General features: G+C 41.1%; 14 protein-coding genes and 1 pseudogene. 7 read left to right on the forward strand and 8 right to left on the reverse strand.

What is annotated here, in order from left to right:
• Positions 1-72 precede the first annotated feature (72 nt).
• Positions 73-615: pseudogene (locus tag FNT16_RS07410) on the reverse strand (ISAs1 family transposase); the annotation flags it as partial.
• A gap of 146 nt (positions 616-761) precedes the next feature.
• Between FNT16_RS07410 and FNT16_RS07415 the strand changes: the two are divergent.
• Both FNT16_RS07415 and FNT16_RS07420 read left to right on the forward strand, forming a co-directional pair.
• Positions 762-1,499, forward strand: coding sequence for a helix-turn-helix domain-containing protein (locus FNT16_RS07415; RefSeq protein WP_143870992.1), 738 nt, complete (start codon positions 762-764; stop codon positions 1,497-1,499).
• Between the two features lie 118 nt (positions 1,500-1,617).
• On the forward strand, positions 1,618-3,669 hold the full coding sequence (locus FNT16_RS07420) for a VIT and vWA domain-containing protein (RefSeq protein ID WP_143870993.1): 2,052 nt from the start codon (positions 1,618-1,620) through the stop codon (positions 3,667-3,669).
• A gap of 96 nt (positions 3,670-3,765) precedes the next feature.
• Here the strand turns inward: FNT16_RS07420 and FNT16_RS20990 are convergent, their stop codons facing one another.
• Entirely contained in the window at positions 3,766-4,740 is a 975-nt protein-coding gene (locus FNT16_RS20990; protein WP_143870994.1) for a DUF1186 domain-containing protein, read from the reverse strand.
• A 181-nt stretch (positions 4,741-4,921) separates the two neighbouring features.
• Complete coding sequence (locus FNT16_RS07430; protein ID WP_143870995.1) at positions 4,922-6,430, reverse strand: glycosyl hydrolase family 79 N-terminal domain-containing protein; 1,509 nt, start codon at positions 6,428-6,430, stop codon at positions 4,922-4,924.
• Between the two features lie 196 nt (positions 6,431-6,626).
• Here FNT16_RS07430 and FNT16_RS07435 point away from each other — a divergent pair, with 196 nt between their 5' ends.
• Positions 6,627-8,081 carry an FAD-dependent oxidoreductase gene (locus FNT16_RS07435; RefSeq protein ID WP_246072425.1) on the forward strand — a complete coding sequence of 485 codons (1,455 nt, stop codon included), beginning with the start codon at positions 6,627-6,629 and terminating at the stop codon, positions 8,079-8,081.
• A 2-nt stretch (positions 8,082-8,083) separates the two neighbouring features.
• Here FNT16_RS07435 and FNT16_RS07440 read toward each other — a convergent pair whose 3' ends face one another.
• From FNT16_RS07440 to FNT16_RS07445, 3 genes are all read right to left on the reverse strand, one after another.
• Entirely contained in the window at positions 8,084-8,770 is a 687-nt protein-coding gene (locus FNT16_RS07440; protein WP_143870996.1) for a phosphoglycolate phosphatase, read from the reverse strand.
• 170 nt (positions 8,771-8,940) lie between these two features.
• Positions 8,941-9,258: a family 43 glycosylhydrolase gene (locus tag FNT16_RS20995; RefSeq protein ID WP_281281910.1), complete on the reverse strand. Its 318-nt coding sequence runs from the start codon at positions 9,256-9,258 to the stop codon at positions 8,941-8,943.
• Entirely contained in the window at positions 9,141-10,355 is a 1,215-nt protein-coding gene (locus tag FNT16_RS07445; protein WP_281281901.1) for an RICIN domain-containing protein, read from the reverse strand. The genes FNT16_RS20995 and FNT16_RS07445 overlap by 118 nt, the downstream gene beginning before the upstream one ends.
• Before the next feature lie 237 nt (positions 10,356-10,592).
• Between FNT16_RS07445 and FNT16_RS07450 the strand changes: the two genes are divergently transcribed.
• The gene (locus tag FNT16_RS07450; protein ID WP_143870997.1) at positions 10,593-10,844 is read left to right on the forward strand and encodes a DUF2960 family protein; all 252 of its coding nucleotides are present in this window, start codon (positions 10,593-10,595) and stop codon (positions 10,842-10,844) included.
• A gap of 52 nt (positions 10,845-10,896) precedes the next feature.
• On the opposite strand, the gene FNT16_RS07455 is transcribed toward FNT16_RS07450, so the two are convergent.
• Both FNT16_RS07455 and FNT16_RS07460 read right to left on the reverse strand, forming a co-directional pair.
• Positions 10,897-12,000 (reverse strand): phosphoribosylaminoimidazolesuccinocarboxamide synthase, encoded by a 1,104-nt coding sequence (locus FNT16_RS07455; protein ID WP_143870998.1) that lies wholly within the window; start codon positions 11,998-12,000, stop codon positions 10,897-10,899.
• A gap of 138 nt (positions 12,001-12,138) precedes the next feature.
• A complete protein-coding gene (locus FNT16_RS07460) occupies positions 12,139-13,524 on the reverse strand; it encodes an ATP-binding cassette domain-containing protein (protein ID WP_143870999.1) in 1,386 nt (461 codons plus the stop codon).
• A 485-nt stretch (positions 13,525-14,009) separates the two neighbouring features.
• Here FNT16_RS07460 and FNT16_RS07465 point away from each other — a divergent pair, with 485 nt between their 5' ends.
• The 3 genes from FNT16_RS07465 to FNT16_RS07475 all read left to right on the forward strand — a co-directional run bounded on the left by FNT16_RS07465 (position 14,010) and on the right by FNT16_RS07475 (position 16,584).
• A complete protein-coding gene (locus FNT16_RS07465; protein WP_143871000.1) occupies positions 14,010-14,387 on the forward strand; it encodes a Dabb family protein in 378 nt (125 codons plus the stop codon).
• Positions 14,388-14,488: 101 nt separating this feature from the next.
• Positions 14,489-15,157, forward strand: a complete 669-nt coding sequence (locus FNT16_RS07470; RefSeq protein ID WP_143871001.1) for a TonB-dependent receptor — start codon at positions 14,489-14,491, stop codon at positions 15,155-15,157.
• On the forward strand, positions 15,157-16,584 hold the full coding sequence (locus FNT16_RS07475) for a TonB-dependent receptor plug domain-containing protein (protein WP_143871002.1): 1,428 nt from the start codon (positions 15,157-15,159) through the stop codon (positions 16,582-16,584). The genes FNT16_RS07470 and FNT16_RS07475 overlap by 1 nt, the downstream gene beginning before the upstream one ends.
• Positions 16,585-16,602 lie beyond the last annotated feature (18 nt).

Consider the following 16,602-nt stretch of genomic DNA (forward strand, 5'->3'; position numbering starts at 1 on the left):
AGTGCATTTTAGTACCAGACTCCAGCAGGGTTGAGCGATAATGAACGTCTAGCCCAGCCATTTTCTTTTTCCTTGCCAATGACTTCGAACGGCATTGAGGGCTTGCTCTGCATCTAATCCTAAAGAGCTTATGTACCAACGCGTTTCACTCGTTTCTTTTCCGGTCGATTTTTCATGTATTGTAGCCGTCACTTGGATGATGCTATTCAGCCCTGACCATTGGTATTCTTTATCTAACCACTTTTTATCAATCAGTAGCTGTTGGCATACTCTGGTTTCAATGCGTCCATGTCCAGTGTCAGCTTCTGTGTATGTACTATGTTTTTCTTCACTCAACCCTTCACGAACGCTTTTATGCCACCAGGCTTCTAGCTCGCGCTGCATACCCGAATGGTTCCCCTTTAAGGCTAAAATATAGTCCGCTTTTTGATGGATAATTTGCTGGGCTATCTCTGCTTGGCATCCCATTGCATCAAGCGTGACAATGCTGTTTTCAATATCTTCCCAACCCTCAGCACCTGAAAGGACTGCGCTGATTGATAGCAATAGAATATCGAGTAGGTTATGTTTTTTACAGCGGTCGATGCGAGGATCTGTGATTGAGTCTTGCTTGATCTTTAAGAAGCGCTCAAAAAAGTCAGCAGGCGTTAGGGCGTGTGAATCTTTGTTTTATTTTTTCTCTCAGCTCAAATTATAAACAAAGATCAACACGCCCTAGATTTGATATGCTTTAGCTAAACAAAATTAAAGGAAAGTTTGATATGTCGCAGACCGCTGCGTTGACACAAGCATTAAAATCCGCGTTAAAAGCACATGGTAAAACCTATGCGGATGTCGCAACGCATTTACAGTTAACCGAAGCGAGTGTGAAACGCTTGTTTGCAGAGCAAAGTTTCAGTCTGTCACGATTTGATAAAGTTTGTCGTATGTTGGGCTTGGAAATTACTGACATAGTGCAAATGATGCAGGCACAACAACCGCAACTCAAACAACTGACAATTGAACAGGAAAAAGAGATTACACAAGACATGAGCTTGTTGTTAATTACGGTTTGTGTACTCAATAAATGGACGATTGAAGACATAATGCAATATAACAATTTTAGCCAATCTCAATGTATTCAGAAGCTTGCCCATTTAGATCGTTTAAAAATCATCGAGTTACTGCCGAGAAACAAAATTAAGTTGTTAGTATCGCCAAACTTTCAATGGATCAAAAATGGTCCGATTCAACAGTTTTTTCAAACTCAATTAGGCAAAGAATACTTTAATGCAGCCTTTAGAGAAGACGAAGAATGTTTAATTGTATTAAACGGTATGTTGTCGGCTAAAAGCAACGCAGAATTTCAGCGTAAACTGCGGCGACTGGCGCGTGAATTTGATGAGTTGAATAATGAAGATGCAGGATTACCGTTAGATGAAAAAAATGGTGTGACAACCGTGTTGGCAGTCAGAAGGTGGAAATACGGATTGTTTAACCCGTTTTCGAAAAAGCAATAGTAGGTATTATATATTGATACTTATTGGGGCGTAATTTTAAACTTCAGCTATTTAGGTTGTTTTGTATCGTGCAATTAGTGATCTTGTCGGCGAAATTTAACCGATAAGGACACAAAATATGAATATAGTTTCGCTGAAAAAACTATTAACGCTGCTGCTCTTGGTTACCGCATTTTTCGCCGTGGGCAAAAGTTACGCTGCCGGTTTGATGCAACCCAGCAATGCAAATTATCAATCACTGGACATTCAAGAGCATCATGTTGATGTCACTATTGCCGATGGTTATGCGGTAACTCAAGTTGAACAGATTTTTTATAACCCGAATGCGCAAGATCTTGAAGCGATTTACTCTTTTCCGGTACCTGCTAAAGCTGCTGTTAGTGAATTTACCTACTGGATCGATGAGGTCCCTATCGTTGGCGAAGTATTGGCGAAACAAAAAGCGCGGGATATCTACCAGAGCGAAAAAGCGGCAGGTCGAGAAGCGGGTTTAACCGAACAAAATAGTTATAAAACCTTTGATATAAAAGTATTTCCGGTTAGAGCCGGGCAGAATGTGAAAATTAGATTATCTTACATTCAGGCTGCTCATGTTGATAGCGGGATTGGTCGTTATGTTTATCCATTAGAGGAAGGTGGCACGGATGAAGAAAGGTTAGCGTTTTGGACACATAATTCAAAATTCACTGAAAAATTTAGTTTTAATTTACGTTTTCGCTCTTCTTATCCGGTGGAACAATTTCGCCTGCCTAAACACCCACAAGCTGTGATATCACAGATTTCAGATAAAGAATGGCAAGTTTCGCTAACGAATGATGCTGCAATTGTAGCAGAGGGGCAATCGCAAACTCAGGTGACCAGCCATACGGTCTTTAATTTAGATCAGGACGTTCTTTTGTACTGGCGACATAGTGTAAACAAACCAGCATCTGTAGATTTGCTCAGTTATAAAAAAGACAGTCAATCTAAAGGGACTTTTATGTTAACCATTACCCCAGGTGATGATTTAGAGCCTGTTTATAACGGGGGTGACTATGTCTTCGTTTTAGATTTTTCTGGCTCAATGCAAGGTAAGTATGCCAGTTTAGTCGAAGGTGTAAAAAAAGGCGTTGAAAAGTTATCACCACGCGATCGTTTTAGAATTATCATTTTTAAAGATGACGCAATTGAACTCACCCGTGGTTATGCGCAAGCAACCGCTGAAAATGTGCAGACTTACTTAAACAAATTAGAGACCCAACAACCGGACGGTAGTACCAATTTGTATGAAGGTTTGTATAAAGCAATGAAAGGCGTTGAAAGTGATAGAAGCAGCTCAATTATTCTGGTGACAGATGGGGTTGCGAATGTCGGTAAAACACATAAAAAAGCCTTTTTAACTTTGCTGGAAAAGCATGATGTACGTTTATTTACCTTTGTGATGGGAAATAATGCCAATAGGCCATTGTTGCAAGGTATGACAAAAGTGTCGAATGGGTTTTCGGCCAATATCTCAAACAGTGATGATATTGCGGGCAAACTATTGGAAGCCACGGCAAAAATGACGCATAAAGCGATGCATGACGTTAAAATTAATATCTCTGGTATTAAAGTGAGAAATTTAACACCTGAGAATATAGGCAGTTTGTACCGCGGTCAGCAATTAATTGTTTTGGGTCATTATTGGGGTCATGGGCAAGCAAAGGTAGAGGTGAGTGGAAAAATTGCTGGTCAGAAAAAAGTTTATACGACAGAAATTGAATTTACTGATGAAGCCACGCCTTACCCTGAAATTGAGCGTTTGTGGGCGTACGCAAAGATTGCTGATTTGCAAGAAAAGATGGATTATTTTGGCCATGATAAAGACACAGAACAAGCCATTACCGATATTGCAATACAAGCTGGATTAGTCACCAATTATACCTCTATGCTGGTTGTTCGAGATGAGGTGTTTGAACAGTACGGTATACAAAAAAATAATGCAGAGCGGGTTAAGCTGGAAAAATTGGCTCAACAGCAAAGGTTAAATGCAGCTGTTCAGTCTCACCGAGCCGACCGAGCCCAGCCTATGTATTCAAGTCCTGCCGCAAACCATAGTGGTGGTGGCAGTATTAACATCTGGGTGCTATTGTTTTTGCCCTTAGTATGCTTGTTTAGGTTGAATAACCGAGCTGGCGAGCTTTATAAATAGAACAAATATAAATAGAACAAATAAAATATCGCTGCAGGTTAAACTGCAGCGAATCAAATTCGCTTTTTAATCTGCAAACTAGCAGATTAATCTAGCCTAATGCAAACAGCACTTTTTGTACTTTTTGCCACTGCCGCATGGGCATGGATCGTTGCGACCGGCTTTGGCAAGTGAACTAACTGGGACGCTGTTATCGATAATGTTCTGTTCGTTGAATACCAATTGAGATAACAAGCCATCTTCAGATACTAACGAGTCAAACTCTGCAAATGCTTGATTAAATTCAGCCTCTGTTTCATTTTCTATTTCTGTTTTCATATGCGAATTTGTCGTTTCAACGAACCAACTGCTTAATGTTTCAATTACTTTAAACTCGGTTTGTACAAAGCCTTCTTCAATTAACTTAAATGAATCGGTATTATTCCAAGCTTTAATGGTTTCGGGCGAAATGCTTTCTTCATCAAAAACGGATTTATCCAATAGCACGGTAAATTCCGCTTTAAACTGGTCGAGACGATAATTGATGCAATTAACAACGACAGCACTGATTAAAAAACGGTTCATTTCACAGGGCGTTATTAAAAATGCGTTGAGCCAGCGTTTGACGTGTTGTACCAAGTCTTCTTGTTCAATAGCGCCGACTTCGTACATTGCAAATACAGCTTCAATCGCAGCAGCTTTGCAGTACATGCCTGCATGATGGGCGACGATAAAATTTGATAAAGGCTGCGTTTCACCAGCTGATAAATTATAAAAAATACTGGGTGTTAATTCGGTTATCGCATCGCCAAAAATGACTTCAAGTTGCGATTGTATATCGTCATTGCGAGAAAATAATTGTAACACTTTCTCTAGAGCGGGGCGGTATTGCAGCTCGGCCGCGATTAAGGTGCCAAAAAACAATGTTGTTTGCTGCTCATAGGTTAACGAACTATCATCTTCGATAAACTGATCGATAAGTTTGTTTACTTCAGGGTAAAACAGAGACCAATGTGCTTTGGCGGCCGTGATCCCTTCAACAGGCAGTTCTCCACCTTCCGTGATGGCAGATCTTATTTGTTCTAGTTTCATGGATACCCTGCTTGACTGTTTTGCGCTGTTATTTTGCGCTTAACGATGCAAATAACGTGAAGTTTGAATGCACTATTCTACTGGGGGAAGGCTGATGTCACAAGCTACCAATATAAAGTAGGTAAACCAGCAAATATAGATATGCAGGTATAGATTAAGATAAAGAGATCTGCTTAGCTAATTAATGTGTCTGCGATGGCTCACTTTTCATCTCCAGTAACCAAAAACTAATGCTATAGGGGGGAAGATCGGCCGTGTTTTCCAGTTTAGGGAAGTCTGTCAAACTTATCTTTCCCTTTTTGAGTTTGGGTTTTATGCCGTTAATCAGTAATTTTTTGGCATCTATTTTTTTCGCCGTTAAGACATAACGTTGTTGAATGTCGTAGTTCTGCGGCAATAACATATTCACCGTATAGTGGCTGATGTTAATTAACATCAGTGTTTTATAATGCTGAGTCGGGTGCTGGTGGCAATATACCCGAACTCTTGGATGGTTACTGAGGGCTGCGTAAACATTTTGTCCCATCAGCTGAACCCACAACCAACTGACCCAAAAATCGGGTCTGGGTTTTAAGGTTAAACGGTTGATTAAACCATAATCCCCGCCAACCAAACTTTGTCGTATCATCACTTTTTGACCCAGCGCGGCACCGCAGCCCAATTGTTCAGCCCACCAAAAACAAGAGGCAAAACGATCCGACAATTGTGGTTGCCCACCACATTGTGCAGAGCCTGTTTCACCCGTCCAAAATTCGGCTTGTGGCTGATATTGATGACGCCAGTGACTGAGTTTTTCTGAGTACTTTTTAAAATCATTATATGAGCGGGGAGACAACAGCGCTCTTAAATTGGCTGTGCGTGTGCGTACCGGCGATCTTGTACTTTGAAACGGATAATAATGCCAACTGACAATATCCAATTTAAAGTTCAGGTTTTGCAAAAATTTTTGCGTTAGATTTGGCAAAGGTGTTAATGACTCACCCAGTTTAGGCCAGTAGGCGCTGCCTGGACCCATTACTTTAATCTCTGGATAATAATCTTTAATGAGTTGCGCAAACGTTGCATAATCTAGAGCCAGATTTTTACCACCCGGCTGCGAGCGAATACCATGAAACGCCCAATAAGCATTTAGCTCGTTGCCTAATTCACAAATATCGACCTGATAGCCTTTTTGCTTTGAGTAATCGAGCAACTTTTGAATCTCAGAGCCTTGCCAGGCGCCATGCTGGCTGCGCTCGAATAAGCCGTATTTAAAGGTAAAAACGAGCTTTAAATTATTGCGCTGGATAAATGCATGTAATTTATCCCACATCGGTGCGGTTAATACTAATGCATCTGGTTCATCTTCAGGGGCGTGTAAATAGTGTATTTTGTCCGCTTCGGATCCGCCAATGCGAATATAGGAGGGGCCAAGTGCCTGCACCAAACGGTCTAATTTTTTATTGTCTAAGTCAATGGGGGGCACGCGCAAGGTGCCTAAACCTTTTTTGACCCCTTGGCTGCCTTCCCACCAGTAACCCCCAACCAATACAGAAATATCGATAGAGAAGGATAAATATTCTGCTGATACTGTATGAATGGGCGTTTGAGTGCTTAAAATGAGGTTAACTTTTTTGGTTTGTGTTGAGCGGGCGTGAAAAGCTCTAAAAATTTTGCCATGAATAACTTTAGTTAAACGCGATAACCACATAAAGCCACTGATGTTTCTCCTGAATAATATTTCGAGTGTAGTGGCGGTTGTTTTCGTAATTATGACAATGGTTTCGTTATGATGACAAAAATAAAAAAAGTGTAAAGTTAAAGGTGTACCAGTAGGCAGAAGTGTATTTGCAGAGTAAAATATTTCAATACGACTTTTGTTAAATTTTTAATGGGCCTTTAGTTTTTTGAATCTGGATAGAAGTGCAAAAATTGCAGTAATTGGTGGCGGTATCGCCGGTACAACGATTATGTTGCGCCTTGCCGAGTTGGGTATCGATGTCACTTTAATTGAACAAAATGAAAGTTTGGTCAGTGGGCCGCCTATTTGTCATTTACATGCTGGTGGCAGTTTTTATCGGGAAATATCAGATCAACAATGTTTAACCTTGCTTAAACAATCGATTGATATGCTGCGCGTATTTCCGCAGTGCGTGAATGTTCGGCCCACGTTAATTGCTGTCCCTAAAGTTGATCCCGGCAGTCCGCAAGCCATTTTACCTAGACTTGAAAAACTAAAAGCGCAATATAGTGAGCTGATTAAAGCGCAGCCGGATAAAAAGCTATTAGGTGAAGCTGAAAATTACTTTCAGCTTTTTAGTCGTGAAGAGGTTGAACGGCTTGCCAAACAACCTTTGCCAAAACAAGCGAAAAGCGCGAAAGACTGGGTGATCCCGGTTGCTAAACAGTTAGATTTAGAAAAGTTACAGTTTCCGCTGATTCTGGTACAGGAATATGGGCTGAGTGGATTTCGTTTTTCTGCTGTTGCTAAACTGGCCAGTGAAGAATTTGACAACTGTCAGGTAAAAACACACAACAAAGTAATCGGTATTACAAATACGGCAGGCGACAACGAAGCGGGTTACTGGCAAGTCGAAGTTGAAAATAGACAGACTCAAAAAAGAGATATTTTGTCATTTGACTACCTAATTAATGCTTGTGGATTTCGCAGTGGTCAGTTAGACGATATGTTGCAAGCGCCACGAGAACGTTTAGTCGAGTTTAAAGCAGCTTATGTCGCACGCTGGTTGGAGTGTAAAGGGCAGTGGCCTGAAGTGGTTTTTCATGGTCAGCGCGGCACGGCTTCGGGTATGGCTCAGTTAACGCCATATCCCGATGGTTATTTCCAGTTGCATGGCATGACACCGGAAATTACATTGTTTGATGATGGTTTGGTCAGCAGTACTGAAAGCAGTGCACAACCTAAATTACCGCCGCTTTATTTGCGAAAAATAGAACAAGGCTGGCCAGATCAATCAGTTTTACAACGTAGTCAAAGTTCAATAGCGCATTTGTCACAATATATTCCGGCTTTCAACCGTGCGTTTGTTGCCGCGCAACCTATGTTTGGCGCGCAACAAATACCGGGAAATAATCCGAATTTACGCACCTCAGATGTTTCTTTTGAAGGGGATTATTACGCCCGTACCGAAATTATTAAAGCTTCATCCGCGTTAACCGCGGCTGATTTAATATTGCAAAAGCTCGAGCAGTTAGGTTTGTGTCATGACCTGAAAAGAGAACATATTAACCAGCATTATTTTCCGGTAACGCGCAATATCAAACTACAAAATGTTGTGAAATTGGCGAAAAAAATAGCACAGGCCAGAGCCTATCCGACCGCTTTAGCGCGTGCTATTTAGCTTTAATCTTTCAATATTTTCAGCAGATCGGTAAAGTTGTCTAACACCCATTCTGGTTGATACTGGGCAATATCTTCACCGTAGTTATAACCGTAAGTTAGACCGACACTTGCTGTACCCGCTGCTTTAGCCGCAAGGATATCATTGCGTGAATCACCTATCATTAAACAGCGTTCAATAGATGCGCCCATTAGCTGACAGGCATGTAATAAAGGTTCTGGGGCGGGTTTTTTCTGCGTCAAAGTGTCACCGCCCACTAGTGTATCAAACACATCCGTTAAGCCTAAACCGTCTAAAATCGGTTGAATAAAACGTTCGGGTTTATTGGTGACAACTGCGAGTTTATATCCCAGCTCTTTTAATGTCTGCAAACTGTTAAGCACCCCATCGTACAATTTTGAATGGACACAGACATTCTGTTGGTAACTGTGCAGGAAAATAGCTAATGCTTTAGCGGATAATTCTGGATCCAAGTCTGGTGAAATTTCTATGTCACCACTTAACGCTCTTTCTATTAGAGTTTTAGCACCGTTACCAACCCAACCGCGAATCACCTCTTGCGAAAACGTGTTGCGGCCAAGTTGTTGCAAAGTATCGTTAACAGCCAATGCAAGATCAGGCGCACTGTCTACTAAAGTACCGTCGAGGTCGAATAATAAAATGTCTGTTTTCTGGCTAGGAGAACTCACAGCTTAGTCCCATATGGTTAGAAAAAGCTTATTTTATCAGCCAAGTTTGAGAACAACAGGTTTTAGTGATAATTAAATTTAATGAGTTAAGAAATTAAAAAAGGGCATTGATGATTCAATGCCCTAGAATTAAACGTTTATTGTTTTAACGCTAAAATATTAGCGTGTGATTAATAACGTGGCCAACCATTTGAATCCCAGTTTAAAGTACTGATCATCAACTTAGGTGTGCCGTTGTCATTGACATCATAGGCATGACGCACAATGACGTCTGTGTTTAAAATATCTTGTCCGCCAGGACCTGCCCAAGCGCTATTACCGGCGTCTAAAATTGAGCCACCGCTGTTCATCATATCGACACCATTTTTATCTAAGTAAGGGCCGCGAATATCTGTCGCTCTGCCATATGCAATTCGGTAGGTGCTATCTGAGCCAGCACAACATTTGCCGAATGAAGTAAATAGATAATAATAGCCCTGACGATAAATAATGGTAGGCGCTTCAATCCCCCAGAGCGGCTAGCTAAAGAATACAAAGAGCCATAAGGTTTCATGGTAATTGGGTTGATGCGTTTTAATTTGATGCCTGAATTCCAAGAACCAAATACTAACCAAGGCGCGCCGTTTTTATCCAATACCAGATCGGGATCAATCGCGTTGTAGTTGTCACTGTTTGTGGTATTAACCACTAAACCTTCGTCTTGCCAGTCGCCCGTTGCAACACTGGTTGCTGAGGCTAAACCAATGGCCGAAACGCGTGAGCCGAAAGTGGAAATTGAATAATACAACCAAGTACGACCATTATATTGTTTGAGCTCAGGTGCCCAAACGTCGATACCATTATGCTCTGGCACGTAATTTTGCCACCAGCTTAAACCATTTGGAAATATGGGGGCAGCGCCTTCCCAGTGGATACCGTCGGTTGACCATTTACCCAAAATACCGTCGCCGGTTTGGAAAATCCACCAAGTTCCATCCTCATATCCTATCGTTGGATCGTGAGTCACCAAATTTCCGGTGAGTGGCCAATGGTTTATAGCACCATTGGTGGTTGACGGATCCCATGGTGAAGCTTCAATATTTGCGATTTTTGACAAAGTCCATTTCTGAGCATCGCCGCCCCAATAACTCCATAGTCCGATATTTGCGCCGTTACTGGTGTCGTACCCCAATAAATCTAACGCTTTGCCACTGTGTTTATTGATTAAATAATATTGATTGTTGCCTAAATCATTAATTTCCCACTTTTGGCTATCGCCACCCCAATATTCCCATTGACTGACATTGGCTCCATCATTGGTATCGTAATTGTATACCTCCATTGATTTACCACTGTTCAGATTCACCAGAGAATAATAGCCGTCATCAGTAGCCGTTACTAACCACTTTTGAGTGTCGTGCCCATTGGCTGGCCACTGGCTGATATTAGCGCCATCAGTGGTAGAAGCGCTGCCTACTTCTACTAATTTTCCGCTGTAATTTGATGTTATTGTGTAAACACCGTTATCAATTGCATAGGTTTGCCAACTGGTTAGGGAAAGTAAACTGCATGTTAGCCCTAGGATTGCATTGCGTGTGATTTTCATTATACGCCTCCTAAAAAACGTTTTTGTGTTGAGTGTCAGTGATACTTAAAATTGCATTATTGTGAATGCTGTTGTTTTTTTGTTAACAACAAAATTACTATACTATAGTAATATGATTCAATGGAAGTTAAATTGTCGTTTTTTTAACTTTAATAAATTGGTCGCTTTTATAAAAAGGTTACCTTCGGCATATTTTCAGGCAAAATATCACTCACAATTTTTAGTTTGGATAAAAGCATGGCTCGTAAAATTATTTACGTTTATAAACAAAAGCGTAAAGAAATAAATTTTTCGTATGACAAACATATAGATGCGTACGAAGCGGCAGCAGCAGCCGAAGGGATTGATTTAACGGATTTTTTGCAAATGGAAGAGCAGGTTCGGATCAGTGCCAAATCGAACGCAGCCGTTAAGAATTTTCGTGAAGAGTCATTTAAAAAAATGGGGTTTGGGGAAATTCGTTGGGAAAAAATTGAAGCTGAAAAGTAATTTTGAGTTTGCATTCGGGCGGAAAATCCGCCCCTGTAGTGTGATAAGTCTATTAATCTACTAAACCGTATTGCGTGCGCAGTATCTCTATTATTTCGGCTTTCGGATTATCTGAAAGATGAACTTTTTCGCCGCTAATCTTTTCCGCGATATCAATATAGGTTTTGGAAACCTGCATGAGCACTTCAACCGGCAATGCATTGTTTTGTGCTAACGCAGTGCGCTCTGTCATTCTGTCTTTGTTGAGCAAAATATCGGGATCAGGAAAATGGTTTAATAATAACTGGCGGAATCCTTCTTTTGAATTCTCAACAATTTTACCATTTCGGTAGGCTGCACCGTCCCAAATTCTTGACGAGTCGGGCGTACCGACTTCATCCATATAAATTAATTTTTCTTGGCCGCTTGCATCTTCGACATAACCAAACTCAAATTTAGTATCCACAAATATTTGATCGAGTTTGGCCAGTGCTTCGCTGATCACGGCAAAACCTTCTTTCAGTAGTTTTTCGTATAAAGCGACGTCATTGGTTGATGAGAAATTAAAAGCGGCAAAATTATCGGTAATATTTTCACGGGTAATATTCACATCATCTTGCTCAGGTACCCCGGGAATGCCGGTTAAAATACCTTTGGTCGACGGGGTCATTAATAACTCGGGTAATTTTTGGTCTTTTTGTAAACCTTCGGGCAACTGAATGCCGCAGAAGTTACGCTCGCCTTTTTGATATGCTCGCCACATCGACCCGGTGATATACTGGCGGCAAATGGCTTCAATTTTTACCGGTTTTGCTTTTTGCACTATCCAGACGAATGGGTGTGGAATATCCAGAATATGGCTGTCGGCCAAACCTTGTTGTTTAAATAATTTAAACCAATGATTAGAGACCGCATTTAATGCTGCGCCTTTTCCGGGCACACCTTTTAGCCCGTCTTCACCTTGCCAGATACAATCAAAGGCAGAGATGCGATCGCTAATCACCATAATTGCTAACGGTGCATCGGCACGGACATCGTATCCTTTTTCAGCAATCAGTCTGCGGCTGTCCTCTTCAGTTAACCAATAAACAGAGCGCACCTTACCACTATGTACAGGTTTGTCGGTACGAATGGGTAGATCATCATTAGTGGCTAATACGGTATCCGCTAGACTCATTGCTTAATTCCTAAGTAAAAGTTGTCAATCGTTAAAACACGCCCGTTTAACAGGCTGGGATAATGCGCGGATAATAGCAAATTGCATTATCCGTTGCATTATCTGTCGCATTATCCGCGCCAAATAAAGTTAGCCGCTTTATAACTGAATATGTTGTTTAAATAATGGCAAGTGTTCGTCGCTTCTGTGGCTGACCAAGACAATGGTACTGTGTTGTTGGTTTTGCAAATGCTGTAAAAAACTTAACACCAGTTGGCGGTTGATTTCATCCAACCCCTGTGTGGGTTCATCTAGCATCAGCAATAAGGGCGCTTTGACCAAAGCTCTGGTAATTAAAAGGAGTCTTTGTTCGCCATAACTCAATTGTTGAAACAGGGTATTGGCATGCATTGCTAAACCCACTTTGTTTAACCATTGTTTGGCGATTTTAAGCTGGGTTTGAGAGGGCTGTTTATATAAACCAATTGAATCATAAAAACCGGATGCGACAACCGTTAACGCGTTGCAGCGCACGCGATAATTACGATGTAACTCTGAGCTGACAATGCCAAGGTTTTTTTTAATGTCCCATATGGTTTCACCGCGCCCACGCCGGTAGCCAAAAACAGTTACCTCATTGCTAAAACACTGTGGGCAATCGCCGGTTATCAGATGCATTAAGGTGGATTTTCCACAGCCGTTTTTGCCGGTGATTAAAGTGTGCTGTAAAGGTTTGATGGTTAAGTCAATATTGTGCAGAATAAGGTTGTCATCATACTTTACCGTGACTTTATTTAATTTGGCTAATTCGGTATGTAAATCATTACTTTCTTTTCTTAGCTTTTCAGGCCAGTCGGTATGGTCTGCTTGTTCAAATGCCATAAATTGTTTTAGCAGATTATGAGCTGTTTGATAGTCTCCTAATGGCAATAAATTTCCACGTTCAAGCAACGCAATTTTGTCACACCATGCGGGGATATCCGTGCGGTTACTTAACAGCAGTAAAACACTAATGCCGTGCTGTTTTATTTGCAATAATGCTTGGTTTAAAGCTTCACAGGATTCAACATCCAAACTGTCAAAAGGGTTGTCACAAACCAGCAGTTCGATGCCCGCAAAGATAGCTTGTAAGATTAATAACTTTCGGCCCTCTCCGGTACTGAGTTGGCGATAGCCCGTGTTTAATTTATCCTGCAAGCCGAGTGTGGTCACCAGAGGGTGGTTTAATTTATCCGCCGGTAAAAAGTTTTTAGCTGGCGTGCCAAAATCCACTTCATTGGTTATATCACTTTCATCAATTTTTAATTCATGCTCGTAGACGGCTTGTTGCTTCTCAAAAGAGATTAAACGCACTTTATCTGGGCTTGGCAGTTTGCGTTGTTGCGCCTGAAAATGTTCTAACCTATTGTCTAATAATTGATCTAGATATTGTTTTCCAGAACCATTTTTACCCAGAATGCACCAGCTTTGATTAGCCTCTATATGCCAGCTTTGGATGTTTAGGTGCTTGTGTTTTAGCTGCTGAATGGAGATGAGTTGGGTCATGGTTTATCTGCGCAATATCTAGGGCGTGTGAATCTTTGTATTATTTTTGAGCAATAGGCTATTTTAATCATTAACAAAGCAGAATGAGTGGGGTTTAGTGATTCTAAATAAACGAATTCTAATGCCGTTAAGGGTTAAAATAGCCATTGCCCTTCGGGCTGAGGCCAAAATGGTCTTATGCAGCGTTAGAAATAACTTATTTAGATGACTAAACTTCATTATTTCTGCCTTGCCTAAGACCATTTTTTCTCTCAGCTCAAATTATAAACAAAGATAAACACGCCCTAAAAATGGATGTTTTATTTTATTGCAGCATGATTATCAAAAGCTGCGTAAAATGCAAATAATGTAAAATGAATACACCGTTGTCTACTGTATATGACCATGTATGACAATAAAATATATGACCGCATAAATATATGGCCATACGAACATCTAAGAAAATCGATGGTGAAATCAAAGTTGACTGATAACGGAAAAAGGAAATGACTGTGTTGGGATTATTGAAAAAAGCTGGATGTTTGGCGCTGGTTTTCATGTTTTCGCTACAAGCCAAAGCTGATATCCAGCATGTGGTATTTTTGTGGTTAAAGGTTGAAACGCCGCAAGCAACCAAATCAAAGATAATTGAAGAATCTATTGCGCTTAAATCTTTATCCATGGTTAAACATGTGAGTGCGGGTTATGCATTAAGCAGTGAGCGTTCGATTGTTGACGATAGTTATGATATCGGCATTATATTTGAGTTTGCTTCGCAGGCTGATTTAGCTGAATTTTTAGTTCATCCGGCACATCAAACCTTGGTTGCACAAACCGTCAAACCAGCATTAGATAAGATTTTGGTGTATGACATAAAGGAATAGGTATTTTCACATAGATTTCACGTTAATTTGTCACAGCCTTGAATGCCAATTGGCGAAAATTGCTCTAGATTTAATAAACATAAGCAAGCAAGGACTGAACAATGAAATTATCCATATTATCTATCGCTGTTTGTTATGCGGCCAGTGGCGCGATGAGTACCATGGCGCAAGGGAGTCAAACTCAGACGGCTGAAATACAGCAACAAAATATTGAAGAAATAGAAGTTGTTGCGACTCGCCCCCAAGGCATTATGCTGACTTCTAAACAAATTGTGACTATGCCGGGTGGGTTGGGCGATCCGTTGAAGGCGATTGATGCGCTGCCAGGTGTTGTGTTGGCTACACCTTCAAGCGGAGGGCCGGTTGCACAGCCAGCTATTCGTGGGAGTTCACCGCTAGATAACCAGTATCTGAGTGACTTTTTACCTGTCGGCTATGTATTTCATCAGGATAGTTTGAGCACTATAAATCCAGAACTCATGTCAGGTTTTGAGTTAAAAACTTCAGGTTGGTCTGGTCGCTACAATGATGCAATAGGCGGAGTGATTGAAACTCAGCTTCGTGATCCGTCGTTTGAAGAACGTCAGTTGGTGTTAGATCTCAGTATGATCCGCTCTGGTGTACTCTTTGAATCACCATTGGCCAATAATGCGGGGTTTTACCTTTCTTATCGAGAGTCGTTAGTGCATAACTTTGTTGATGATATCATCGAAGATGAAGAGTTTACTTTCTCTCAACCCCTAGAAATCACGATTATCAGGCCAAGTTAGTGTGGGACATCAATTATGATAATAGCTTGAAGTTGGTTGCAACCGGCGCAGAAGATAAAGTACGTCAGGCGTTTAAACCCGGCGCGAAAGAAGTCGCGCGCAACCCTGACTTGGCAAGCGGTGAAGGTTATGCCAGTGACTATAATAACTTGGGTTTAATTTGGTTAAATATGTCTGAACTTGGTGAAACGACAGCTGCTGTAAACTACTTGGAAAAAAGTTTGTATATTGGCTCAGGCGTGGTTGAACAAAGCCAGTCGGATGTTGAAGAGTTATTGTTTAAATCAATTACAGTGACGCCGTTTTCAGAGCATCAACTGAGTTGGGGCGGTGAGCTTAAACAACAATCTATCAGGCAACACAATAAAAGCCGTTTACAGGCTTGTAATAGTGAGTTTGAGACCTGTTTACCCAGTTCATTTAGTCCCATTGTAGAAGACTTAACTGAAGTCGATGTTAATTTTGCCTCTGTTTTCACCGATATTAAAGTGCAACATTCAAATAGCTGGCAAACAACTTTGGGCGCGGTGGTCAGTTACAATGACTTTACGTCAGAGTCGTTTATCGAACCAAGGTTATTTGCCCGTTATTCACTTTCCGAAGGTAGCCATATTGGTTTGTCTGCCGGGCAATACCACCAGTGGTTTCGTAATTTAAACTATTTAAGCCCTGTGTTTGGCAACCCTGATCTTGAGTTAAGCACTGCGAATATTTTTGGCGCGAGTTTTGAGCAAAAACTTGCGAATGCGTGGAATTGGAAAATAGATGTGTATTATAAGCAGTTAGACAATTTAATTATGGCTAATCCAGCGGCGCAAAACCAAGAATTTTCAAATGATGCCGATACTCAAACCGCCAAATTTATTAATAATGCAGAAGGAACCGCTTGGGGCGCTGAGTTAATGATTAACAAAGCGCTGCAGGATAATTGGTATGGTTGGTTTACCCTGGCTTATGCCAATACCCAAAGAAAAAACTCGACAACGGGCAGGTCTTTTGAGTATGAATTTGATATACCTTGGATTGCGAATTTAGTGGCCAAATATCAGTTTAATGAGCATTGGCATTTGGGCGTGAAATGGTCTTACCAAAGTGGCCGGCGTTACACGCAAGTGTTGTCTGCAGACCCTGTTTATCCAACTGAAAATGGTCAACCTGATGAGTCTCAAGCGCCGTTATTTTACCAGCCTGTTTATGGTGAATTTAATGGCCAGCGCAGGGACGCAGGGCATCGAATGGATATTCGGCTTGATTATCACACAAAAATTGCCAATCATGAGGTCAATTTTTATCTCGATATTTTAAATCTGTTCGGTCATCAGCGCATACAGGAAGATGAATGGAATGCCGATTACAGCGAAGCTACGCCTGATTATGAATTTCCGGATGAAATGTTTCCCGGTTTAGGTGTTTCAATACGCTTTTAATTAAGCTTCCAATTAAGC

Source organism: Catenovulum sediminis, assembly GCF_007289895.1.
GTDB lineage: Bacteria > Pseudomonadota > Gammaproteobacteria > Enterobacterales > Alteromonadaceae > Catenovulum > Catenovulum sediminis.